A 23,180-nucleotide genomic window follows, 5' to 3' on the forward strand; every position below is an offset into this window, starting at 1 on the left:
CCGCTAGAGCTGGAGCAGCCCGGCCGCCAGCGCCATCACGGAGCCGATGGCCAGGACCGCGATCATGCTCTTGGACTGCTTCTGCTGCCAGAAGGAGTAGACGCCTCCGGCGAGGAAGAGCCCGAGCAGGATGAAGAGGGTCGAGTACGTGTTCATAGCGCGCCCTTGGTCGACGGCAGGATTCCGGCGGCGCGCGGGTCGCGCTCGCTGGCGTAGCGCAGCGCCCGGGCGAGCGCCTTGAACTGGCACTCCACGATGTGGTGCGCGTTGCGCCCGTACGGCACGTGGACGTGCAGCGCGATCTGCGCCTGGGCGACGAAGGACTCCAGGATGTGCCGGGTCATCGTGGTGTCGTAGGAGCCGATCATCGGCGCCATGTTCTCCGGCTCGGTGTGCACCAGGTAGGGGCGGCCCGACAGGTCCACGGTCACCTGGGCGAGGGATTCGTCCAGCGGGACCGTGCAGTTGCCGAAGCGGTAGATGCCGACCTTGTCGCCGAGCGCCTGCTTGAACGCGGCACCGAGCGCGAGCGCGGTGTCCTCGATCGTGTGGTGCGTGTCGATGTGCAGGTCGCCCTCGGTCTTCACCGACAGGTCGAACAGGCCGTGCCTGCCGAGCTGGTCGAGCATGTGGTCGTAGAAGCCCACACCGGTGGAGACGGCCACCTGTCCCGTACCGTCCAGGTCGATCTCGACGACGACGGACGTCTCCTTGGTGCTGCGCTCCACGCGGCCCACGCGGGTCATGCGGACTCCTCCGTACGGTGGTGCCTGATGTGCTGCTGGTCGCTGTGTTCCTTGACCACGGTCCTGACGGCGTCGAGGAACGCGTCGTTCTCCGCCGGGGTGCCCGCGGAGACCCGCAGCCAGCCGGGGACGCCGTTGTCCCGGACGAGGACCCCGTGGTCGAGGATCGCCTGCCAGGCGGCGTGGCTGTCGGCGAAGCGGCCGAACTGCACGAAGTTGGCGTCGGACTCGGTGACCGCGCAGCCGATCGCCGTCAACTCGGCGACGAGCCGGTCCCGTTCGTCCTTGAGCTGCTGGACGTAGCCGAGCAGTGTGTCGGTGTGCTCCAGGGCGGCCAGCGCGGTCGCCTGGGTGACCGAGGACAGGTGGTACGGCAGCCGGACGAGCTGTACCGCGTCCACCACGGCGGGGTCGGCTGCCAGATAGCCGAGCCGCAGCCCGGCGGCGCCGAACGCCTTGGACATGGTGCGGGTCAGCACCAGGTGCGGGCGGCCCTCGATCAGCGGCAGCAGCGACGGGCGGTGCGAGAACTCGCCGTACGCCTCGTCCACCACCACCATCGACGGCTTGGCGGCCTGCGCGGCCTCGTACAGCGCCAGTACGGTCGCGGCGTCCACGGCCGTACCGGTCGGATTGTTGGGCGAGCAGACGAACACCACGTCGGGGCGGCGGCGGTGGATCTCGCGGACCGCCGCGTCCACGTCGATCCGGAACTCCGCGTCGCGCGGCCCGGAGATCCAGCCGGTGCCGGTGCCGCGCGAGATCAGCGCGTGCATCGAGTACGACGGCTCGAAGCCGATCGCGGTCCTGCCGGGGCCGCCGAAGGTCTGAAGGAGCTGCTGGATGACCTCGTTGGAGCCGTTGGCCGCCCACACCTGGTCGCTGCCCACGCGGTGGCCCGCGGTCCTGGACAGATACGCGGCCAGCTCGGTGCGCAGCTCGACGGCGTCCCGGTCCGGGTAGCGGTTGAGCTGCCGGGCGGCCTCGGTGACCCGCTCGGCGATCCGGGCGACCAGCGCGTCGGGCAGCGGATACGGGTTCTCGTTGGTGTTCAGCCGCACCGGCACGTCGAGCTGGGGCGCGCCGTACGGGGACTGGCCGCGCAGTTCGTCGCGGATGGGCAGGTCGTCGATGCCGGTCACGGGAGGTCCCATCCGAAGCGGGCCTTGACCGCGGCGCCGTGTGCGGGCAGGTCCTCGGCCTCGGCGAGCGTCACCACGTGGTGGGCGACCTCGGCGAGCGCGTCGCGCGTGTAGTCCACGACGTGGATGCCGCGCAGGAAGGACTGCACGGACAGGCCCGAGGAGTGGCAGGCGCAGCCGCCGGTGGGCAGGACGTGGTTGGAGCCCGCGCAGTAGTCGCCGAGCGAGACGGGGGCGTGCGGGCCGACGAAGATCGCGCCCGCGTTGCGCACGCGGGCCGCGACGGCGGCGGCGTCCTCGGTCTGGATCTCCAGGTGCTCGGCGGCGTAGGCGTCCACCACCTCCAGGCCCTGGTCGAGGGTGTCGACCAGCACGGTCGCCGACTGGCGGCCGGTGAGCGAGGCGGTGATCCGCTGGGTGTGCCGGGTGGCCTCGACCTGGGCCTCCAGCTCCTTGTCGACCGCGTCGGCCAGCTCGGGCGAGGTGGTGACCAGGACGGCGGCGGCGAGCGGGTCGTGCTCGGCCTGGCTGATCAGGTCGGCGGCGACGTAGCCGGGGTCGGCGGCGGCGTCGGCGAGGATCGCGATCTCGGTGGGCCCGGCCTCGGCGTCGATGCCGATCCGGCCCTTGAGCAGGCGCTTGGCGGCGGCCACGTAGATGTTGCCGGGGCCGGTGACGAGGTTGACCGGGCGGCACTCGTCGGTGCCGTACGCGAACATCGCGACGGCCTGCGCGCCGCCGGTGGCGTACACCTCGGTCACGCCGAGCAGGGCGCAGGCGGCGAGAATGGTGGGGTGCGGGGAGCCGCCGAAGTCCTTCTGCGGCGGGGAGGCCACCGCGATGCCCTCGACCCCGGCCTCCTGCGCGGGCACGACGTTCATCACGACGGACGACGGGTAGACGGCGAGGCCGCCGGGCACGTAGAGGCCCACGCGCTGGACGGGCAGCCACTTCTCGGTGACGGTCCCGCCGGGCACGACCCGTGTGGTGACGTCCTGGCGGCGCTGTTCGCGGTGGACCAGGCGGGCGCGGCGGATCGACTCCTCCAGCGCGGCGCGCACGGCCGGGTCGAGCGCGGCCAGCGCGTCGCTCAGCGCCCGCTCGGGCACCCGCAGCCGGTCGACCCTGACGCCGTCGAACCGCTCTCCGTACTCGATGACCGCCGCCGTGCCGCGATGGCGCACGTCCTCGCAGATCGGCCGCACGGTGTTCAGCGCCGCCTCCACGTCGAACTCGGCTCGGGGCAGCAGGTCGCGGTCGATCCCGCCCTCGGGGAAGGCGGCACCGCGCAGATCGATTCGGGAGATCACCCTGCCAAGTGTAGAGACCCGGGCATGGGGGACGTTCCGCGGTTCCACTCCGTGATACGCCGCCCGGGACGGGCCCGCCGCTGTCGCGGGCATGCCCTAGCGTGGCGGCGGGTCGTGGGAGGGGGAAGGGTGAGCGAGCGTCGTGGTGAGGGGCCGCCGGGCGACTGGACGGCTGTGGAGCAGGGGATGTGGCGGGCCTTCCGGCTCGGTGCGGCCTTCGGGGCGGGGGCCGGGGGGACGCCCGCGGTACGGGCCGACGCCGTCGCGCAGCTGCTGCTGGACGGGCCGCCGCCGGAGCCGGGGCGGGTGGCGGCGCTCAAACTGGCGGGCCTGCGGATCACCGGCCGTCTGTCGCTGGCGGGCGGCACCGTCGCCCCCTACGTGCAGTTCGACGACTGCCGCTTCGAGGACCAGGTGCTGCTGCCGGAGTGCCGGGCGGGCAGTGTCCGGCTGGTGCGCTGCCACCTCCCGCGGCTGGAGGCCGCCCGGCTCCAGATCACCGGTGACCTGCATCTGCCGCAGTGCGTCGTGACCGGCGGCATCCGCCTGACCGACGCCCAGATCGGCACCGACCTGCTGCTCAACCAGCTCACCGTCCGCCGCGACCGCCACGGCCGCGCCATCGCCGCCGACGGTCTCACCGTCGGCCAGGACCTGGACGCCGAACTCCTCGACCTGCGCGGCGAGTTCAGCCTCCGCAGCGCCCGCGTCGGCGGCCGTCTCAACCTGCGCGGGGCCACCCTGCGCAATCCGTACGGCCGCGACGCGCTCAACGCCGCCCGCACGACGGTCGAGCACACCGTCTACCTCACCACCAGTTGGCCCGCGAACCGCTCGCCCGACACGACCGCGGCTCCCGGCGGGACGGACCCCGCGGGCGGCGGCGAGCCGTCCGGCACGGCCCGCAGGGAGTTCAGCGCGGAGGGCGGGGTGCGGCTGGACGACGCCAGGGTGGGCAACGCCGTGGTGATCGACCGGGCGCGGTTCCGGCTGGGGGAAGGGCAGCAGCTCTCGCTACGGCGGTTGCAGACGCCCGAGTTGCGGATCACCTTGGGGACGCCGCCCAGCGGGACGGTGTCGTTGGCGGGCGCGCGGGTGGGGCGGCTGACCGACGCGCCGCAGAGCTGGCCGGGGCCGGGGCAGGTCGATCTGACGGACTTCTCCTACGAGGCGCTGACCCCGCGCACCGCCTTCCCGCTGCGCGAGCGCGTCGCGTGGCTGAACGCGGCGACGCCGGAATACAGTCCCGGCCCGTACGAGCGGCTGGCCGCCGCGCTGCGGGCGGGCGGCGAGGACGCGCACGCCCGCGAGGTGCTGCTGGCCAAGCAGCGCCGCCGCCGCGAGTCGCTGCCGCCGGCCGGGCGGGCGTGGGGGTGGCTCCAGGACGTGACGGTCGGATACGGCTACCGGCCCGGCCGGGCGGCGGTGTGGATGGCGGTGCTGTGGGCGCTGGGCGCGCTGTACTTCGCCCTCCACAGGACGCCGCCCCCGGCGGGGAACGACTACCGGCCGCATTGGAGCCCCGCGCTCTACGCCCTTGACCTGCTCCTGCCGGTGATCGACCTCGGCCAGGACAACGCGTGGCGGGAGGTCGGCGTCAGCCAGTGGGTGGCCTCCCTGCTCACCCTGCTCGGCTGGACCCTCGCCACCACGGTCGCCGCGGGCGCCTCCCGCATGCTCAGCCGCGGTTGAGCACGGGCGGCTGCCCTCGGCCGCGGTCGAGCCGGACGACAGCCGTCAGGGCCGGGCGGGCCGCACGGCCGGACGACAGCCGTCAGGTCCGGGCGGGCCGCACGGCCGGACGACAGCAGTCAGGGCCGGGCGGGCGCCGTGTGCGGGAGAGCCGGGCGGCCGCCATGAGGTGCGTCACCCCCGCTCAACCGATCGGCGGCGTTTCGGGGCCCGCCGCGGCACCGAGGGGCGCAGCGGATGCCTAAGGCGGGCGTACTGCCCGTACCCTTGCTCACTGTGACCGATCGTCTTCCGCTCTTCCCGCTCAGTACGGCGCTCTTTCCCGGCCTGGTGCTGCCGCTGAACGTCTTCGAGGAGCGGTACCGCGCGCTCGTGGGCGATCTGCTGGCGCTGCCCGAGAACGCGCCGCGGCGTTTCGGCGTGGTGGCGATCAAGAACGGCCAGGAGGTCGCTCCGACGGGCCAGGACGGCGGGGACACCGGTCCGGCCGCCGGTCTCGGCGAGGACCCGGAGGCGGCGCTGTACGGCTACGGGTGCATCGCGGACGCGGCGGGCATCGCGGAGCGCGACGACGGCGGGTACGAACTGGTGGCCACGGGTCTGATCCGGTTCAAGCTGCTGTCGGTGGACGCGAGCGGGCCGTATCTGACGGCCGAGTACGAGGAGCTGCCGGACGAGCCCGGCGCGGGCGCGGGAGCGCTGGCCTCCGAGGTCTCACGGGTGTTCGGCACGTATCAGAAGCGGCTGGCCGGGGCGCGCGAGCGCACGCTCGCGCCGGGGCAGGAGTTCCCCGACGACGCCACGGTGCTGTCGTATCTCGTCGCGGCGGCGGTGGTCGTGGAGACCTCGGTGAAGCAGGAGCTGCTGGAGGCGGCGGACACCGCCGCCCGACTGACGGCCGAACTGCGGCTGCTGCGCCGCGAGAGCGCGGTGATCGACAAGCTGCCGTCACTGCCCGCGGTGGAACTCACCCACCAGGCGATCAGCGCCAACTAGCGCGTATCAGGGGGTCGGCGATGGCGAAGAAGGCGCGTACGGCCGGAGGCACCCCGGCCACGGTCGCCCTGGAGAAGGCGGGCCTGCCGTTCACCGTGCACGGCTACGCGCACGACCCGGCCTCCGAACTCTCCTACGGCGCCGAGGCCGCGGCGGCGCTGGGCGCGGCGCTCGGGGTGCCCCCCGACGAGGTCCGGGGCCGGGTCTTCAAGACGCTGGTCGCGGAGGTGGACGGCGCTTTGACCGTGGCGGTCGTCCCGGTCGCGGGCTCGCTCGACCTCAAGGCGCTGGCCGCGGCGGTCGGCGGCAAGCGCGCCACGATGGCGGCGCCGGCCGACGCCGAGCGCAGCACCGGTTACGTGCTCGGCGGGATCTCCCCGCTGGGCCAGCGCAAGCGCCTGCCCACGGCCCTGGACGCCTCGGCGCTCGGCTTCCCCACGGTCTTCGTCTCCGCGGGCAAGCGCGGCCTGGAGCTGGAGCTGTCCCCCGCCGACCTGGTGACGCTCACCTCAGCGGTGACGGCCCGGATCTCCCGTATCTGACCGGGACGTCTCGACCTCGCCTTGAGCGGGAGAGCGTCACTGCGCCGGGGGCGGCGGCGGAGGCGGCGGCGCGCCCCACGGCTGCGGCGCCACGTACACCGGCTGCGGGTCGCGCGGCCCGAAGAGCGAGGTCAGGCCCAGGTGCACCAGCATCGCCGCCGCCGACCAGGCGACCAGCGCGCTCTTGGCGCGCAGCTTCAGCGGCCCGTCGAAGACGACGTTCGGGCCGACCTCCTTGGCGTGTGCCTTAATGTGGACGGTCGGTCCGAGGGCGATGCCCAGCCGCCAGCCGACGAGGGAGGCGAGGACGCCGCCGACGGCGAGGCCGAGGACCACGGCGACGCCGCCGCGGCGGTACCAGAGGAAGACGCCGAGGGCGGTCAGCGCGCCCAGGCACAGCGCGATCAGCACGAAGGTGCCGTCGCCGCCGATCGCCTCTTCGCCCTCGGTGTCCTTGAGGTAGATGTACTTGCCGTCCGAGATCAGCGGGACGCGCGGTGACAGCCACGCCCACAGCAGCCCGAGGAACACCCCGCACACCGTGACGGCGACCGCGACGAGCGCGGCGCGGCCCAACTCGGCGACCGGTGAGGGCCGGTCCCCCTTGCCGTCGCCTCCACCGGGGCCTGCGCCCGGGTACGGCGGGAACGGCGGCGGCTGGTCATGCGGCGTCAGGGGTGCGGTCACCCGCCCATCGTGCCAGGTCTGCCTGTCCGTCGCTTCATCGGCAGGCCGCCCTGCGGTAGGCCCAGGTGGCGACGGCCAGCGAGCCGACGCCGACGGCCGCGCACACGGACAGGTCGCCGACGACCGCGGCCCAGTGCGGATGCCCGCCGAAGGTGCGGGCGAACGCCTCGACGCCGTACGTGGAGGGCAGCAGATCGCGCGCCCAGGAGATCGGCGCGGGCATGTGCGAGGCGGGCAGCACGCCGAGCAGCAGCGCCGCCGACATGCCCAACTGGCCGAAGAGCGTGGCGATCTCCTGCCGCGGCGCGAGCAGCCCGAGGGCCGCGCCGAGGCCGGAGAGCGCGGCCCCGGCCAGCGGGATCACGACGGCGAGAATCCACAGATTGGCCAGCGGCAGATGGAACAGGACGCAGCCGGTCACGGCGGTCACGAGGGTGCCGGGCACGGTGAAGGACGCGTACGCGCCCGCCGCGCCGAGGACGACGGCGGCCGGCGGCACCGGCAGCGTGGCGTAGTGGTCGAGTCCGCCGGACGCCCTGAGCTGTCCGAAGTACTGCGCGAGCAGATTGAGCGCGACGAAGGCGACCACCAGGACGCTGGAGCCCGCGACGACCGAGCGCGCCGCCTCCCCGTCCCCGCCGTCGACCACTCCGCGCATCATCACCATGATCCCGACGGACTGGAAGGTGGCGACGAACAGCAGCGGTATCCGGGCCACCCGGGCCCGCGAGAGCTGCGCGCGGTAGACCGCGCCGAAGGCGGGCCACAGCCGGGCCCGCGGCGCGAGCGGCGCGGCGCCGGACTGCTGCGCGGCGACGCCCCGGGGCGCGGGAACGGTTGGGGTGAGCACGCTCATACGCAGGCTCCACGCGTCGGTGCGGAACACGGCGGGGCCGTGTCGTACGGCGAAAGCACGGGGTCGCACCGCCTGGGGGCGGGTGCGTACGGCCGGAGGGCGGGTGCGTACGGCGCGACCGCCGGCCGGGGCGGCGCGGACCGCGGGGGGAGCCGTCTCATGACTTCACCAGGCCCTCTCCCCTGCCGCCGAGCGCGAGGTAGACGTCCTCCAGGCTGGGCATCGCCAGGGTGAAGTCGTCCAGGGCGGCGAAGGCCGGTCCCCCGGTGACCTCGGCGACGGCGGCGCGGGCCCGCTCCTGGGGCAGCCGCAGCGTCCAGCGGCGGCCCGAGATGTCGGCGAGCGGGTGCAGGGCGGCGATGGCGGGCAGCGACATCGGCGGCTCGTCGCGCCACACGAGGTCGAGCCTGACCTCGTCGGCGACCAGCGACCGCAGGCCCGTGGGGGTGTCGCAGGCGATGACCTTGCCGTGGTCGAGCACGGCGACCCGGTCCAGGACGTTCTCCGCCTCGATGACGTTGTGGGTGACCAGCAGCACCGTCGCGCCGTGCTCGGTCCTGCGGCGGCCGACCGCGGCCCACACCGCGCGCCGGGCGACCGGGTCCATGCCGGTGGTGGGCTCGTCGAGGACCAGGACGGGCCGCTGGCCGACCAGGACGGCGGCGAAGCAGGCCAGCCGCCGCTGGCCGCCGGAGAGGCGCTTGATGGGGCGTCCCGCGATCGGGCCGAGTTCGAGTTCGTCCAGGACGGCGTCGCGTTCGGCGCGGGCGGCGCGCGCGTCCAGGCCGCGCAGCCGTCCGGTGGTCTCGGCGGCGAGCGCGACGGTCAGCTCGTCCAGCGCGGACGACTCCTGGCCGAGGTAGCCCACCAGCCGGGAGGCCCGGTCCGGGTGGCGTACGAGGTCGTGGCCGAGCAGGTCGATCGATCCGGCGTCGGGCCGCAGCAGGCCGGTGAGCTGGCGGACCAGGGTGGTCTTGCCCGCGCCGTTGGGGCCGAGGATGCCGAAGAGTTCGCCCCTGCCGACGTCGAGGTCGATGCCGTCGTTGGCGCGTACGACACCGGGCCTGGGCACCGCGGCGGTCTCGGGTGCCTGGTCGGCGGCGGTACGGCGGCGGCGCAGCCCTCGGCCCCTGGCCGCGGAACCGGCCGGGTACGTTCTGACCAGACCGCGCACGGTGCACACCGTGTCGCGGGCTGTGGCGACCGCTGGGGGCGCCGTCTCCTCCGTGCCCGTACTCACGAGGATCGAGAGTACGCGCCGCACGCGGCATCCGGCGCAAGGGGGCCCGGTTCACCCGCTTTCCCCTCGGACCCGACCGAGGCGCGGGAGGGCGCGGGCCCGGCCGCTCACTCCCCCGCGGGTGCGTGCTCGGCGACCGCGTGGGCGTCGACCTCGCGCCAGAATCCGGCCCTGATCGCGTACCGGTCGTGCTCGTCGATCTGGTCGTCCTTGTGGGCGAGCAGGCCGAAGCGGGCGGCGTATCGCAGCAGCTCACCGTCTATGCGGTGCGGGACGCGGGGGTAGTGGGTGGAGAGCTGCTGGAGCTGGGAGGTGTCGGTGAGGCGGGCGATCCAGCGGCGGGCGAAGACCTGGCCGACCTCGAAAGGGTCGCCGCTGACCGCCGTGATGTCGGCCTCGCGGTCCGCCCAGCGCTGCTCGGCGGAGGTGAGCTGGGCGAGGGTGGGCAGGCCGCTGGTGTCGGGCAGGTCGGCGCCCGCGCCGCGGTCGGTCCAGCCCTTGTCCGACGACCAGCGCAGGGTGGCGCTGGGGGCCGGCTGGGCCGGCGGCGGCGCGGGGGCGGCGTGGCTGCGGCCCAGATCGGCGAGATCCTTCGGGGTGGGCACGGTGGGACCGGCGGGCTCCGGAGGGGCAACCTTGCCCGGCGGTGTGCTCTCGGCCGCCGCCGGTTCCGGCGCGGTGCCGTTCTTGCCCGGCCGCTCCTCCGGGGGCGCCAGCCGCTCGCCGCCCGAGGCCGACTCGGGCAGCGGCGCGGAGAGGATCGCGGCGATCTCCGGGCGCGGGCCGGGCGGCGGACAGACGCCGGGGATCTCGCGGGCCCTGATCGCCGCGGTGATCCACTGGCGGTCCAGCACGCGCCGCTCGTCGGCCTCCGCGACCAGGTCTTCCGACTGGTTGTAGTCCCCGTCGGCGGCCTGGACGGCCCACAGGTGGACGGCGACGCCGTGCTCCTTGGCGGACATCATGCCGGGCAGCAGATCGCCGTCACCGGTCACCAGGACGACGTCGGAGCACGCGCGGTTGCGGGCCAGCTCCGACAGCTCGGCGTGCATGGCGGCGTCCACGCCCTTCTGCGCCCACCGGCCGTCCGTCCGGGTGAGTGCGCCCAGTCGTACGGTCACTCGGGGCATCACCCGCAGCCGACGGTGTTCCGGTTGCGGAACCCGGTCGGGTGCGCCGTCGAACCAGTAGATCCGCAGCAGTGGCTGGCCGGTCTCCAACTCGGCACGTTCGCGCAGGCCAGCGACGACGGCGGCATGATCAACGGTGATCCGGGACCGGGAGGGTTCACCCGCCAACAGACTCGCCGCAGCACCCAGTAGGTAGCCTGCGTCCACCAGGACGACGCAGCGGTCCATGTTGCACCTCTTCCGGTCGCCCCCCGGCACGGATTTCCCCCGAGTCTGCCCGAATGCTCGGGGGTTATGACCTCGAACCCGATCATCGGCGTGGCGGTGGTCACTTTTCCGGCCGCCCCACTCCGTCAACTGCCCGAAATGCGCGCTTCGTACTCCCATGCAAATCTGATGGCGGCCGATGGGCCACCAGGCCAACGGCCGACATCCCCCACTAGGAGAGACGATCGTGGCTAAGAACAAGAACCAGAACCGTCAGCGCGAGAACCAGAACCAGCAGCGCGGCGCCGCCGCCACCGAGGAGCGGGAGCGCACGCAGCGCCCGATGGACGAGAACCAGCCGGAGATGGCGCCCGCGCAGGACTTCTCGCACAAGCAGAACAAGCAGAAGTTCGGCCACAACTAGTCCCACCGCGTGGTCGCGGGGGCACCCCTCCACCAGGGGTGCCCCCGCACTCACATCACGCGCGCCGGGCTCGTGCGGCCCGCGCCCCGGCGGTCAACCCGCCCCCGGCCCGGCGGTCAACGCGCCCCCCGCCCCGGCGGTCGACCCGCCCGCCGCGCCGGTGATCAGCCCGCCTGCTGCTGCGCGGCGCCCAGGCACGCGGGGCCCAACAGGGCCTTGAGGTCGCCGAAGAGCGAGGGGTCCGCGGTCACCCGGTGCCGGTCGAGCCGCAGCACCGTGGTCGTCCGCGCGCCCTGGAGCTTCACCCGTACCTCGGTGTTGCCCTTGTGGCTGGAGAGCACTTCGCCGAGTCTGGCCACCAGCGGCGGGGTCACCTTGACCGTCGGGATGGAGATCATCACCGGCGCGTTGGTGCCCACGTCCGACAGGTCGGGGACCATCAGCTCCATCGCCACCAGCCGGGGGATGTCCTCCCGCTTGTCGAGCCGCCCCTTGACGAAGACCACGGCGTCCTCGACGAGTTGGGTCGAGACCAGTTGGTAGGTGGCGGGGAAGAACATGCAGTCGACGGAGCCCGCCAGGTCCTCGACGGTGGCGATCGCCCACGCGTTGCCCTGCTTGGTCATCTTCCGCTGGAGCCCGGAGATGATGCCGCCGATGGTGACGATCGCACCGTCGGAGTAGTCACCGGCCAGCGCGGCGATCGCGGCGTCCGTCTTGTCGTTGAGGATGTGCTCGATGCCGAAGAGCGGATGGTCGGAGACGTAGAGGCCGAGCATCTCCCGTTCCTGCGCGAGCAGATACGTCTTGTCCCACTCGATGTCGGAGAAGACCACGTCCATCCCGAAGGCCGGGGTGTCGTCGCCCTCCTCCCCCGCGCCGCCGAACAGGTCGAACTGGCCCTCGGCCTCCTTGCGTTTGACCTGCACCACGTTGTCGATCATCGTCTCGAAGTGCTCGGTCAGACCGCGCCTGGTGTGCTTCATCGTGTCGAACGCCCCGGCCTTGATCAGCGATTCGACGGTCCGCTTGTTGCACGCCACCACCTCGACCTTGTCGAGGAAGTCCGGGAAGGTCGCGTACCGCCCCTTGGCCTTGCGGCTGCGGACCACCGACTCCACCACGTTCGTCCCGACGTTGCGCACGGCGGTGAGGCCGAAGACGATCGTGTCGTCGCCGCGCGGTGTGAAGTTGGCGTTGGACTCGTTGACGTCCGGCGGCAGCACCTTGATGCCCATCCGGCGGCACTCGTTGAGATAGAGCGCCATCTTGTCCTTGTCGTCCTTGACCGAGGTCAGCAGGCCCGCCATGTACTCGGCCGGGTAGTTGGCCTTGAGATACGCGGTCCAGTAGGAGACGAGGCCGTACGCGGCCGAGTGCGCCTTGTTGAAGGCGTATCCGGCGAACGGCACCAGCACGTCCCAGACCGCCTGGATGGCCTGGTCGGAGTAGCCGCGCTCGCGCATGCCCGCCTGGAAGGGGATGAACTCCTTGTCGAGGACTTCCTTCTTCTTCTTGCCCATCGCGCGGCGCAGCAGGTCGGCCTGGCCGAGCGAGTAACCGGCCAGCACCTGGGCGGCCTTCTGCACCTGCTCCTGATAGACGATCAGGCCGTAGGTGATGTCGAGGACTTCGCGGAGCGGCTCTTCCAGTTCCTTGTGGATCGGGGTGATCTCCTGCTGCTTGTTCTTGCGCAGCGCGTAGTTGATGTGCGAATTCATGCCCATCGGGCCCGGCCGGTACAGGGCCGAGACGGCGGAGATGTCCTCGAAGTTGTCGGGCTTCATCATGCGCAGCAGGGCGCGCATGGGGCCGCCGTCGAACTGGAAGACGCCCAGGGTGTCGCCGCGCCCGAGCAGCGCGTACGTGTTGGGGTCGTCCAGCGGCAGGGACAGCAGGTCGATGTCGATGCCCTTGTTGGCCTTGATCGACTTGACCGCGTCATCCATGATCGTCAGGTTGCGCAGGCCGAGGAAGTCCATCTTCAGCAGGCCGAGCGACTCACAGCTCGGGTAGTCCCACTGCGTGACGACCGCGCCGTCGTTCTTCGGCGAGAAGATCGGCACGTGGTCGATCAGCGGCTCGGCGGACATGATCACGCCCGCCGCGTGCACGCCCATCTGCCGGACCAGGCCCTCGATGCCCTTGGCCGAGTTGATCACCTTGGTGACGTCCGGCTCGTTCTCGTACATCGCCCGGACCTCGCCCGCCTCGCTGTAGCGCGGGTGGTCCTTGTCGGTGATGCCGGAGAGCGGGATGCCCTTGCCGAGGACGTCGGCGGGCATGGCCTTGGTGATCCGGTCGCCCATGGAGAAGGGGTAACCGAGCACGCGGGCCGAGTCCTTGATCGCGGCCTTGGCCTTGATGGTGCCGTAGGTGGCGATCTGCGCGACCTTGTCGGAGCCGTACTTCTCGGTCACGTAGCGGATGACCTCGCCGCGCCGACGCTCGTCGAAGTCGATGTCGACATCGGGCATGGACACGCGCTCGGGGTTGAGGAAGCGCTCGAAGATCAGGCCGTGCGGGACCGGGTCGAGGTCGGTGATGCCCATGGCGTAGGCGACGATCGAACCGGCCGCGGAACCACGCCCGGGGCCGACCGCGATGCCGTTGTTCTTCGCCCACATGATGAAGTCGGCGACGACGAGGAAGTAGCCCGGGAACCCCATCTGGACGATGGTGTCCATCTCGTAGTCGGCGAGCTTCTGCCGGTCCTCGGGGATGCCGGCGGGGAAGCGCCGGGCCATGCCGCGGGCCACTTCCTCGCGGAACCAGGTCACTTCGGTGTAGCCCTCGGGGACGTCGAACCTGGGCATCAGGTTCTTCGTCTCGAACATGCCCTCGGTCTCGATCCGGTTCGCGATCAGGAGCTGGCTGTTGCGGCAGCCCTCCTGCCACGCGTCCGAGGAGTCGATCGCGTACATCTCGGCGGCGGACTTCAGGTAGTAACCGCTGCCGTCGAACTTGAACCGGTCGGGGTCCGACATGTTCGAGCCGGTCTGGATGCACAGCAGGGTGTCGTGCGCCGAGGACTCGTTGGCGTACGTGTAGTGCGAGTCGTTGGTGACGACGAAGGGCGCGTCGATCTTCTTGGCGATCTCCTCCAGGCCCGCGCGGGCCCGGCGGTCGATGTCGATGTCGTGGTCCATGATCTCGACGAAGAAGTTCTCTTTGCCGAAGATGTCCTGGTACTCGCCGGCGGCCTTGATCGCCTCGTCCATCTGCCCGAGCCGGATGCGGGTGGAGATCTCGCCGGAGGGGCAGCCCGTGGTGCCCATCAGGCCCTCGGCGTACTCGCTGAGCAGTTCGCGGTCCATCCGGGGCTTGCGGAAGTAGCCCTCGAAGGCCGCCCGCGACTGGGCGCGGAAGAGATTGTGCAGCCCGACGGCGTTGCGCGCCCAGATGGTCATGTGGGTGTACGCGCCCGCACCCGAGATGTCGTCCCGCTTCTGGTGCGGCGCGCCCCACTTGACGGGCTTGTTGTACCGCCGCGACTCGGGCGCGAGATACGCCTCGATGCCCATCACCGGCGTGACACCGGCGTCCTTGGCCTGGTGGAAGAAGTCGTACGCCCCGTGCAGATTGCCGTGGTCGGTGATGGCCACATGGCTCATCCCCATCTCGTTGCACGCCTTGAACATGTCCTTCAATCTCGCCGCTCCGTCCAGCAGCGAGTACTGGGTGTGGACATGGAGATGGGTGAAGGGCTGGTCGGTCACGGGCGGCGATACCTCCGGCGAGAGGGGGCGGACTGCTGGTGCGTCGCTGGCTGATTCTGGCGGCGCTGCGAGTCTACGACTCGGGTCCGACAACGCGGCGCGGCTCCCCGTACCGCCACCCGTACCGCCACCCGCGCCGGTCCGCCGGAGGAGTCCGCCGCGTGCCGGCCGCCCTCTGTAGTCCCATCCGTTACCCGCCTTTAGGTCACACATACGCTCGCGCATGGCACACTCTGTCGCCATGGAGGACATACGGCCGAGGCTGAGGGCGCTGCGCGCTGCCCTTTTCGCCGCGCTGTGCGTCACCCTCTCCTCCACCTCCCATGTGCTGATGTCGCACACCCCGCTGCCGCTGACCGTGGTCGGCGGCGCGTTCGGCGGTGTCTTCGCGCTGGCGTATCTGCTCGGCGGCCGGCACGAGCGCGGCTTCTGGCCGATCGCGGGCCTGATGGTCCCGCTGGAACTGGCCGTCGACACCGTCTTCACCGCGGGCCAGCAGGCCTGTTACGGGCCCGCGGGCGGCCCGGTGACCGGTTCGTGGTGGTCGTTCCACGAGACGTTCCTGTGCAACGGCGGCCAGGTCGGCGGCCAGGGGCTGTCCGCGGTGCCGGGCGGCGCCGCCGCGGCGCAGATGCCGTCCACCGCGCTGCCGTGGCTGCTGCTGGCCGTCCATGTGACCGTCGGCCTGGTCGCGTCCTGGTGGCTGCGGCGCGGTGAGGCCGCGCTGCACCGGGTGCTGCGCGTGATGGCCGCCGCCGCCTTCCGGCCGCTGCTGCTGGCCGTGGCCGCCCGCACCGGGCTCGCGGTGCCGCCGCGCCGGTTCCGCCCGGCCGCCCGCGCCTCGGCGGGCCCGCTCGCCGTGCGCCCGCTGCTGCACTCCGTCGTACGCCGTGGTCCGCCCGTCGCGGTCGCAGTCTGACCGTCGTACCGGCACTTTCCTCTCATACCACCACGCGTCATCACGGAGATCCCCCATGAGCAGCAGGAACAGCAAGGCCAGCAAGCAGGCCGCCCGCGAGCGGCTGCGCGCGGAGCGCGAGCGCGAGGCGAAGCGGGCGAAGGTCCGCCGCCAGATATTCGTCGGCGTCGGCGTCGTCGCGGTGCTGGCCATCGCGGGCGGTGTCGCCGTCGCGGTCAACGCGGCGAACAAGCCCAGCTACTGGGAGTCGGCCAAGAAGGACAAGCTGGTCAAGCCCGCGAACACCTCGGGCACCAACGGCTCGACCATCGTGGTCGGCGACCCGAAGAACAAGAACAACCTCGACCTGTTCGAGGACCTGCGCTGCCCGGCGTGCGCGCAGTTCGAGCAGACCTCGGGCGCGGACGTCCTCAAGGGCGCCAAGGACGGCAAGTACAAGATCACGTACCACTTCGGCACGTTCCTGGACGGCAACCTCGGCGGCACCGGCTCCAAGAACGCGCTGAGCGCGGTCGGCGCGGCGGCCAACGTGAGCCTGGACGCCTTCGAGGCGTACCACACGCTGCTCTACTCCAAGGACCACCACCCGGAGGAGTCCGGCCCCGACCTGTTCGCGGACGACGCGAACATGATCAAGCTGGCGCAGTTGGTCCCGGCGCTCAAGGACAACGCCGCGTTCCAGACCGCGGTCAAGGAGGGCACCTACGACAAGTGGGCGCTGGACTCCTCCGACGCGTTCAACGCGGCGGGCATCAAGTCCACGCCGACCATCAGGCTCAACGGCAAGGCGCTGACCGCCGACGGCGTGATGGACCAGATCACGGCGGCCCTGAAGTAGCGGCACACCGCTCCGAACGGCGGGAGCCGGTCCCGTACGCGTACGGGACCGGCTCCCGCCGTTTCGCGCGGCCCGGTCTCCTGCGGCCCCGCGGTCCTACAGCCCGGCCAGGAAGTCCAACGCGACCGCCCAGGTCTTCTCGGCGGCCTCGGCGTCGTGGTCCGGCAGGTCGGGGTCGGTGTAGAGGTGGCCGGCGCCCCGGTAGCGGTGCACCTCGACGTCGGCGCCGGCCTTGCGCATCCCCAGGTACCAGGAGTTCAGCCAGTCCTCCGGCTCGAAGGGGTCGGGGTCGGCGACATGGAGCTGTACGGGGATGTCGGTGGCCGCGTCGTCGGCGATGTCCGAGGTGCCATGCAGGAGCAGCAGCCCGCGCGCCTTCTCGTCGCCGAGCGCCACGGTCTGCGCGAGGGCCCCGCCCAGCGAGAAGCCCGCGTAGACCAGCTCCCGCTCCGAGTACGGCGCCGCCGCGAGGACCGCCCGGCGCAGCAGCTCCTCGTTGCCGATCTCCTCGCGGATCGCCCGTCCCGCCTCGACGGTGTCCACGACCCGGCCGTCGTACAGATCGGGCACGACGACCTCGTGCCCGGCCGCCCGCAGCCGGTCGGCGGCGGCGTGCACGGCGGGACGCGGTCCGTAGACGGAGTGGAACAGGACGATCGTCACAGTGCTGCCTTTGTTCGGGTTCGGTACGCGACCATGGTGCCAGCTACCCTCCTTGGGCGGAGCGCCGCGATACGAAGACCCGATGATCCGGGTTTCCTACAAGAAAGCCGAGGTGGACGCGGGATGGTGATGGACAGCGCGCTGCGCCCGGTCCTCGTCGTCTGTGTGGCGGTCGGGGTCTCGCTGGTCGTGGGGTGGACCGTCGACCGCTCCCTGCGCAAGGTGGACGGCCGGCACCCGGAGACCCCGCTGTGGCATCTGCTGCGCCGCTGCGGCATACCCCTCCAGGTGGTGATCTGCACCGCCATACTGCGCGGCGGCTACCGGTCCGCCCATCTGTCGAAGGACCACGCGGAGGCCGTCGGCCAGTTCCTCGTGCTGGTGCTGATCGCCGCGTCCGGCTGGCTGGTGGTACGGGTCGCCGCCGCGGTCATCGACTCCTCGTACGCGCGCTATGTCGCGGTCAGCCACGACGTGCCCAAGATCCGCCGCCTGCGCACCCAGCTCACGCTGATCCAGCGGGTGTTCACCGCGATCGTGACGGTCATCGTCGTCGCGTCGATGCTCTTCACCTTCCCCGCGATGCGGACGGTCGGGGCGTCGGTGCTGGCCTCCGCGGGCATCATCGGCATCGTCGCCGGTGTGGCCGCCCAGTCCACGCTCGCGAATCTCTTCGCCGGTCTCCAGATCGCCTTCGGCGACATGGTGCGGATCGGCGACACCGTGGTCGTGGAGGGCCAGTGGGGTGTGGTCGAGGAGATCACCCTCACCTTCCTGAGCGTGCGCACCTGGGACGAGCGGCGGATCACGATGCCGGTGTCGTACTTCACCAGCAATCCGTTCGAGAACTGGTCGCGCGGCGACCCGCGGATGACCGGCACCGTCCTGCTGCACCTGGACCACTCGGCGCCGGTGGCGCTGATGCGCAAGCGGCTGCTGGAGATCCTGGAGAGCTGCGCGGAGTGGGACCGCAGGGCGTGGGGGCTCGTCGTGATCGACTCCACCCCGACCACGATCCAGGTCAGGGCGCTGGCCACCGCGAAGGACTCGGACGACATCTTCAACCTGCGCTGCATCGTCCGCGAGCAGCTGATCGACTGGCTGCGCTGCGAGCACCCGTACGCGCTGCCCCGGCTCAGCACCGCGCCCGCGCCCGGCCAGGAGCAGGACCCGGGCCGGGAGGCGGCCCCGGCGCCGGAATCGGGCGACCTGGGCCCGGGACCGGGCACCAGGTAAGAGGCTCTTACGCCCCCAAGGAGCCCTCACGCTGCGGGGCGTTACGGCAGTGAGAGGCTCTCACCTGTCAGCCGCGCATCGAGCGCAGGTCCAGCTGGCGCAGCACCCGGTCGACGACCTCCGGGTCGTACCCCGCCTCGCTGCGCGCCGACAGCACCTCGTGCCGGGCGGCGGACATCATCTCGTCCTGGATGCGGCGGACCGACTTGAGCCGCTTGACGCGCTTGGCGTGGCTCTCGCGCCGCTCGTCGTCCACGATGTCCGGGCAGATCCGCGCGCCGAGGTCGAAGGCGCGGCGGTGCAGCAGCTCCGACAGGTCGTCGCTCAGCGGCTCGACGGACTCGATGTCGCGCAGCCGCGCCTTGGCGGCCGTCATGGCCCGCAGCGCCAGCATCTTCTCCAGGTCGTGCTCGGCGTCGATGTCGCTGCGCACCCCGAGCCGTTTCACCAGCCACGGCAGCGTCAGCCCCTGGAGCACCAGGGTGCTGAGCACCACCGCGAAGGCGATGAACAAGATCTCCGTGCGGGCCGGGAAGCCGTCGCCGCTGTCGGTGGTCAGCGGGATGGCCAGGGCCAGCGCGACGGACGCCACCCCGCGCATCCCGGACCACCACATGATGACGCTCTCGCGCCAGCTCATCGGGATGTCCTCGTCCAGGTCGCGCAGCTTGTGCATCTTGCGCGCCGCCCAGGTCGCGGGCAGCAGATACAGCAGCCGCACGCCGATGACCACCGCGACCACTATGGCGGCGTGCCGCACCATCGGGCCCCAGTCGCCCGCGCCGACCCGGAACACATTGTGCAGTTCGAGGCCGATCAGGCCGAAGGCGATGCCGGTGACGAGGGTGTCGACGATCTCCCAGAAGGTGTTGCCCGCCAGACGGGCCGTCACGTCGTCGGCCTCGAAGGCGTATTCGGCCAGGAACAGCGCGGTGGTGAGCACGGCCAGGACCCCGGAGCCGCCGAACTCCTCGGCCAGCGCGTAGGAGGCGAAGGGCACCAGCAGTGACAGGCCGATCTGCAAGGTGGGGTCGCCGACCACGCCCATCAGCTTGTTGGCGCCCCAGCCGAGGGCCAGGCCGACCGCGATCGCGACCACGGCGGACAGCACGAGCTCCAGGGCCGCGTGGGGCGCGGAGAAGTTGCCGGACAGCGCCGCCGCGACGGCCACGTGGTACAGCACGATGGCGGTGACGTCGTTGAACAGCCCCTCGCCCTCCAGGATGGAGATCATGCGCCGGGGCAGTCCGAGGCTGCCCGCGACGGCCGTGGCGGCCACCGGGTCGGGCGGCGCCACGAGCGCGCCGAGCGCGAAGGCCCCGGCCAGCGTGATCTCCGGCACGACCGCGTCGGCGACCGCCGCCACCGCGGCCGTGGTGACGAAGACCAGCGCGACCGCGAGCAGGAAGATCGCCCGCCGGTTCGCGGCGAACTGCCGCCAGGAGGTGCGCTGTACGGACGCGTAGAGCAGCGGGGGCAGCACCAGCGGCAGGATCAGATCGGGGTCGATCTGGACGTTGGGCACCTGCGGGAGCAGCGCGAGGACCCCGCCGAGCAGCGTCATCAGGACCGGCGAGGGCAGCCCGATCCGGTCGCTGAGCGGCACCATGACGATGGCCGCGAGCATGAGGAAGAAGAAGAGAGCGAGCTGATCCACGGCGTCACGATGCCACACCGGCTCCGCGCCGCCGGACCCGCGGCCGCCCCGCCGTGCCTTTCACCGGCCCCGATACGGCTACTCGCTGTCGGCGCGGATCACGTCGAGCGCGTGCCGGAGGTCGTCCGGGTACTCGCTGCTGAACTCCACCCAGCGCCCGTCCGAGGGGTGTTCGAAGCCCAACTGCTTGGCGTGCAGCCACTGCCGGGTCAGGCCCAGGCGCTTGGCGAGCGTCGGGTCGGCGCCGTAGGTGATGTCGCCGACGCAGGGGTGGCGGTGCGCGGACATGTGCACCCGGATCTGGTGGGTGCGGCCGGTCTCCAGCTTGATGTCCAGCAGGCTGGCGGAGCGGAACGCCTCGATGAGGTCGTAGTGCGTCACGGACGCCTTGCCGTCGGCGACGACCGCCCACTTGTAGTCGTGGTGGGGGTGACGGCCGATCGGCGCGTCGATCGTGCCGCTCATCGGGTCCGGGTGGCCCTGCACCAGCGCGTGGTAGCGCTTGTCCACGACGCGGTCCCTGAACTGCGCCTTGAGCAGGGTGTAGGCCCGCTCGGACTTGGCGACCACCATCAGGCCGGAGGTGCCCACGTCGAGCCGGTGCACGATGCCCTGGCGCTCGGCGGCCCCCGAGGTGGAGATCCGGTATCCGGCGGCGGCGAGGCCGCCGATCACGGTGGTGCCGGTCCAGCCGGGGCTCGGGTGGGCGGCGACGCCGACCGGCTTGAGGACGACGACGATGTCCTCGTCGTCGTGGACGATCTCCATGCCCTCGACCGGCTCCGCGACGATCCGCACCGGGGCGGCGGCCTCGGGCATCTCGACCTCCAGCCACGCCCCGCCGTGCACCCGCTCGGACTTCCCCGCGGCCGACCCGTCGATCGACACCTTGCCCGCCGCCGCCAGCTCCGCGGCCTTCGTCCGCGAGAAGCCGAACATCCGGGCGATAGCGGCGTCGACACGCTCGCCCTCGAGGCCGTCGGGCACGGGCAGGGAACGGATTTCCGGAACGGTACTCACCACACGAGTATGCCGGACCCGCCGCCCCCGGCCGTACCAGCGCGGGACCGGGCGCCTCCTGCGGGAGTCAGTCCTCGCGGTGGACGGTGCCGTCCGGGTCGACGCCGCGGAAGGAGAGCAGGACGATCAGGGCGCCGCCGCAGCAGATGGCGGAGTCGGCGAGGTTGAAGACGGCGAAGTGCTCGGGCGCGATGAAGTCCACCACCCGGCCCTGGAAGCCGCCGGGAGCGCGGAAGACGCGGTCGGTGAGGTTGCCGAAGGCGCCGCCGAGGAGCAGGCCGAGCGCGACGGCCCACGGCAGGCTGTGCAGACGGCGGGAGAGCCGGGCGATCACGACGATGACACCGGCCGCGATCATCGTGAAGACGATCGTCATGCCCTGCCCCATGCCGAAGGCCGCCCCGGCGTTCCGGATCGCGTCCAGCCGCAGGTAGTGGCCGAAGACCTTGACCGGCTCGTGGTTCTCCAGGCTGGTGACCACCCAGATCTTGGAGAGCAGATCGAGGAGGTACGCCAGCGCCGCCACCCCGATCAGGGTGACGATCCGGCGCCGCCGCCGCGAGACGGCCTGCGGCCCGGCGGGCTCGTCGCCCCGCGCCGCGCCTTCCGTCCCGTCCGCCGCCGGAGCGGCCTGCTCCGACGGCTCGGCGACGCCCGACTCCTCGACGCCCGTCCCGCCGTCAGGCGTCGCGTCCGGCGTCTCCTCCGGCGTGGTGATGGTGCGCTCCGCTTCCGTCACGTGAGTCCCTCAGCCTTTGTGCTCCGTGCCCGCCAGGCCGAATCCTGACTGATGACGAGGGTACGGCACACCCGTACGACCGGGGCCGTCCGCGGGCGGAGCCCTCAGCGCCGCTCCTGCTTCTGCTTGCAGTCCAGGCACAGCGTGGCCCGCGGGAACGCCTGCATGCGGGCCTTGCCGATCGGATTGCCGCAGGACTCGCAGAGGCCGTACGTGCCCTCGTCCAGCCGCTCCAGGGCGTGCCTGGTCTGCGCCAGCATCTCGCGGGTGTTGGCGGCCAGCGCCATCTCGTACTCGCGGGTGATGTTCTTGGTGCCGGTGTCGGCCTCGTCGTCACCCGCGCCGTCGCCCGAGTCGCGCAGCAGGCCCGCCACGGCCGCCTCCGAGGAGCTGATGCCCTCCGTGAGCCGCTGGACCTCGCCCAGCAGCTCGGCGCGGGCCTCCTCGACCTCTTCCGGCGTCCACGGGTCCTCACCGGGGAGGACGGCCAGGCCGCCGGGGCCCGCGGTGCGGGCGGCGGGCACCGCGGACGCGGCCCCCGTGGTCGCGGCCGTACCCGCCGCGGTCTTCTTCGCTGCCACCTTGCCGGCTCCCGTCTTCTTCGCCGTACGGCCCGTCGCCGCCTTTTCGGCCGCCGCCTTCTTCGCGGCCGTCTTCTTCGCCGGCGCCTTCGCGGCGGCGGCCTTCCCTGCCGGAGCCGTTTCCCTGGCTGCCGTCTTCTTCGCCGCCGCCTTCTTCGCCGCCGTCTTCTTGGCTGCCTTCTTGGCCGGGGCCTTCTTGGCCGCCGCCTTCTTCCGCGGTGCCTCCTCGGCCGCGTCGCCCTCCTCCGCATCGATGGCGACCGTGACCGTACGCACGGACTTCCTCGCCGCCGCGGGCCCGCGGGCAGGCGCCACGGACGCCCCGGTCACACCGGGATGGTCGGAGTCGGCCGCAGGCCGTCCCCTTTTCTTCACGACCATGGCCGCGACCCCTTCACATCCGTGATCTTGTTCGCGAATCGTGCCGGAAACGGTAAATCGGCTCCGGACCCGCGGCAACGGGGCGCGCTGCCTGGCCGACCGGTCCGCCCCGGAGGGCGGGCAGGTCTGCATCCGTTGTGCCCAGCTCACCGCCAGGTATTCCGGTACCTGGCGGTAACGATCCGTGACAGTCGCCGTCGGGGCGCGCGGAGCAGGCCATTCGGGTCAGTGGGCGGCCCGGGTAAACCGTTCGGCCGGGCCGCTCCCAGCGCCGTACACTGAGCGCAGCGAAAGGCGTGGATGGGACGAGTAGCGCCGCACGCAGCCATGAGCGACCCGGGGACGGTGGAAGCCCGGGGGTGTGCGCGGTGCGAAGATCACCCCGGAGCCGCCGGAAGAAAGCCCGCGGGAGGCCCCTCAAGGCCCCCGGGCGAGTAGAACCGGTGTCGCTGCCC

21 protein-coding genes are annotated in these 23,180 nt (G+C 72.0%); 7 read left to right on the forward strand and 14 right to left on the reverse strand.

The genetic code is table 11. The features are described 5' to 3' along the window. Nucleotides 1–3 precede the first annotated feature (3 nt). The 4 genes from ACFY9V_RS06095 to hisD are packed head-to-tail and all read right to left on the reverse strand — an operon-like array spanning nt 4 to nt 3,198. Nucleotides 4–156, reverse strand: a complete 153-nt coding sequence (locus ACFY9V_RS06095; protein WP_188280531.1) for a hypothetical protein — start codon at nt 154–156, stop codon at nt 4–6. Continuing rightward, on the reverse strand, nt 153–746 hold the full coding sequence (hisB, locus tag ACFY9V_RS06100; RefSeq protein ID WP_355334053.1) for an imidazoleglycerol-phosphate dehydratase HisB: 594 nt from the start codon (nt 744–746) through the stop codon (nt 153–155). Before hisB ends, ACFY9V_RS06095 begins: the two co-directional genes overlap by 4 nt. Continuing rightward, nucleotides 743–1,900 (reverse strand): histidinol-phosphate transaminase, encoded by a 1,158-nt coding sequence (locus tag ACFY9V_RS06105; protein ID WP_355334055.1) that lies wholly within the window; start codon nt 1,898–1,900, stop codon nt 743–745. The genes hisB and ACFY9V_RS06105 overlap by 4 nt, the downstream gene beginning before the upstream one ends. After that, nucleotides 1,885–3,198, reverse strand: a complete 1,314-nt coding sequence (gene hisD / locus ACFY9V_RS06110; RefSeq protein ID WP_391043996.1) for a histidinol dehydrogenase — start codon at nt 3,196–3,198, stop codon at nt 1,885–1,887. The genes ACFY9V_RS06105 and hisD overlap by 16 nt, the downstream gene beginning before the upstream one ends. A gap of 186 nt (nt 3,199–3,384) precedes the next feature. Here hisD and ACFY9V_RS06115 point away from each other — a divergent pair, with 186 nt between their 5' ends. From ACFY9V_RS06115 to ybaK, 3 genes are all read left to right on the forward strand, one after another. Next, nucleotides 3,385–4,890 carry an oxidoreductase gene (locus ACFY9V_RS06115; protein WP_391044274.1) on the forward strand — a complete coding sequence of 502 codons (1,506 nt, stop codon included), beginning with the start codon at nt 3,385–3,387 and terminating at the stop codon, nt 4,888–4,890. 237 nt (nt 4,891–5,127) lie between these two features. After that, entirely contained in the window at nt 5,128–5,886 is a 759-nt protein-coding gene (locus tag ACFY9V_RS06120; RefSeq protein WP_355334061.1) for an LON peptidase substrate-binding domain-containing protein, read from the forward strand. 20 nt (nt 5,887–5,906) lie between these two features. Beyond that, complete coding sequence (gene ybaK, locus ACFY9V_RS06125; protein ID WP_391159748.1) at nt 5,907–6,428, forward strand: Cys-tRNA(Pro) deacylase; 522 nt, start codon at nt 5,907–5,909, stop codon at nt 6,426–6,428. Nucleotides 6,429–6,464: 36 nt separating this feature from the next. On the opposite strand, the gene ACFY9V_RS06130 is transcribed toward ybaK, so the two are convergent. From ACFY9V_RS06130 to ACFY9V_RS06145, 4 genes are all read right to left on the reverse strand, one after another. Beyond that, a complete protein-coding gene (locus ACFY9V_RS06130; RefSeq protein ID WP_355334067.1) occupies nt 6,465–7,115 on the reverse strand; it encodes a hypothetical protein in 651 nt (216 codons plus the stop codon). A gap of 34 nt (nt 7,116–7,149) precedes the next feature. Then, nucleotides 7,150–7,971 carry an ABC transporter permease gene (locus ACFY9V_RS06135; protein WP_355334070.1) on the reverse strand — a complete coding sequence of 274 codons (822 nt, stop codon included), beginning with the start codon at nt 7,969–7,971 and terminating at the stop codon, nt 7,150–7,152. 157 nt (nt 7,972–8,128) lie between these two features. Beyond that, on the reverse strand, nt 8,129–9,211 hold the full coding sequence (locus tag ACFY9V_RS06140) for an ATP-binding cassette domain-containing protein (protein ID WP_391159751.1): 1,083 nt from the start codon (nt 9,209–9,211) through the stop codon (nt 8,129–8,131). A gap of 107 nt (nt 9,212–9,318) precedes the next feature. Next, nucleotides 9,319–10,569 (reverse strand): NYN domain-containing protein, encoded by a 1,251-nt coding sequence (locus tag ACFY9V_RS06145; protein ID WP_391043988.1) that lies wholly within the window; start codon nt 10,567–10,569, stop codon nt 9,319–9,321. A 226-nt stretch (nt 10,570–10,795) separates the two neighbouring features. On the opposite strand from ACFY9V_RS06145, the gene ACFY9V_RS06150 reads away from it, so the two are divergent. Continuing rightward, complete coding sequence (locus ACFY9V_RS06150; RefSeq protein ID WP_355334079.1) at nt 10,796–10,972, forward strand: hypothetical protein; 177 nt, start codon at nt 10,796–10,798, stop codon at nt 10,970–10,972. A gap of 164 nt (nt 10,973–11,136) precedes the next feature. On the opposite strand, the gene dnaE is transcribed toward ACFY9V_RS06150, so the two are convergent. Then, the gene (dnaE, locus tag ACFY9V_RS06155; RefSeq protein ID WP_355334082.1) at nt 11,137–14,691 is read right to left on the reverse strand and encodes a DNA polymerase III subunit alpha; all 3,555 of its coding nucleotides are present in this window, start codon (nt 14,689–14,691) and stop codon (nt 11,137–11,139) included. Between the two features lie 223 nt (nt 14,692–14,914). On the opposite strand from dnaE, the gene ACFY9V_RS06160 reads away from it, so the two are divergent. Both ACFY9V_RS06160 and ACFY9V_RS06165 read left to right on the forward strand, forming a co-directional pair. Beyond that, nucleotides 14,915–15,610 carry a hypothetical protein gene (locus tag ACFY9V_RS06160; protein WP_391159752.1) on the forward strand — a complete coding sequence of 232 codons (696 nt, stop codon included), beginning with the start codon at nt 14,915–14,917 and terminating at the stop codon, nt 15,608–15,610. A 55-nt stretch (nt 15,611–15,665) separates the two neighbouring features. After that, nucleotides 15,666–16,448 (forward strand): thioredoxin domain-containing protein, encoded by a 783-nt coding sequence (locus tag ACFY9V_RS06165; protein WP_355334086.1) that lies wholly within the window; start codon nt 15,666–15,668, stop codon nt 16,446–16,448. A gap of 96 nt (nt 16,449–16,544) precedes the next feature. Here the strand turns inward: ACFY9V_RS06165 and ACFY9V_RS06170 are convergent, their stop codons facing one another. Then, the gene (locus ACFY9V_RS06170) at nt 16,545–17,198 is read right to left on the reverse strand and encodes a dienelactone hydrolase family protein (RefSeq protein WP_355334701.1); all 654 of its coding nucleotides are present in this window, start codon (nt 17,196–17,198) and stop codon (nt 16,545–16,547) included. A 42-nt stretch (nt 17,199–17,240) separates the two neighbouring features. Here ACFY9V_RS06170 and ACFY9V_RS06175 point away from each other — a divergent pair, with 42 nt between their 5' ends. After that, the gene (locus ACFY9V_RS06175; RefSeq protein WP_391044271.1) at nt 17,241–18,347 is read left to right on the forward strand and encodes a mechanosensitive ion channel domain-containing protein; all 1,107 of its coding nucleotides are present in this window, start codon (nt 17,241–17,243) and stop codon (nt 18,345–18,347) included. 67 nt (nt 18,348–18,414) lie between these two features. On the opposite strand, the gene ACFY9V_RS06180 is transcribed toward ACFY9V_RS06175, so the two are convergent. From ACFY9V_RS06180 to ACFY9V_RS06195, 4 genes are all read right to left on the reverse strand, one after another. Continuing rightward, the gene (locus tag ACFY9V_RS06180) at nt 18,415–20,004 is read right to left on the reverse strand and encodes a Na+/H+ antiporter (protein WP_355334089.1); all 1,590 of its coding nucleotides are present in this window, start codon (nt 20,002–20,004) and stop codon (nt 18,415–18,417) included. A 78-nt stretch (nt 20,005–20,082) separates the two neighbouring features. After that, entirely contained in the window at nt 20,083–21,024 is a 942-nt protein-coding gene (locus ACFY9V_RS06185) for an RluA family pseudouridine synthase (RefSeq protein WP_355334093.1), read from the reverse strand. A gap of 67 nt (nt 21,025–21,091) precedes the next feature. Beyond that, complete coding sequence (gene lspA / locus ACFY9V_RS06190) at nt 21,092–21,763, reverse strand: signal peptidase II (protein ID WP_391159754.1); 672 nt, start codon at nt 21,761–21,763, stop codon at nt 21,092–21,094. Nucleotides 21,764–21,867: 104 nt separating this feature from the next. Continuing rightward, nucleotides 21,868–22,725 (reverse strand): TraR/DksA C4-type zinc finger protein, encoded by an 858-nt coding sequence (locus ACFY9V_RS06195; protein WP_391159757.1) that lies wholly within the window; start codon nt 22,723–22,725, stop codon nt 21,868–21,870. Nucleotides 22,726–23,180 lie beyond the last annotated feature (455 nt).

It is taken from the genome of Streptomyces sp. NPDC008317 (genome assembly GCF_042955955.1).
GTDB lineage: Bacteria > Actinomycetota > Actinomycetes > Streptomycetales > Streptomycetaceae > Actinacidiphila.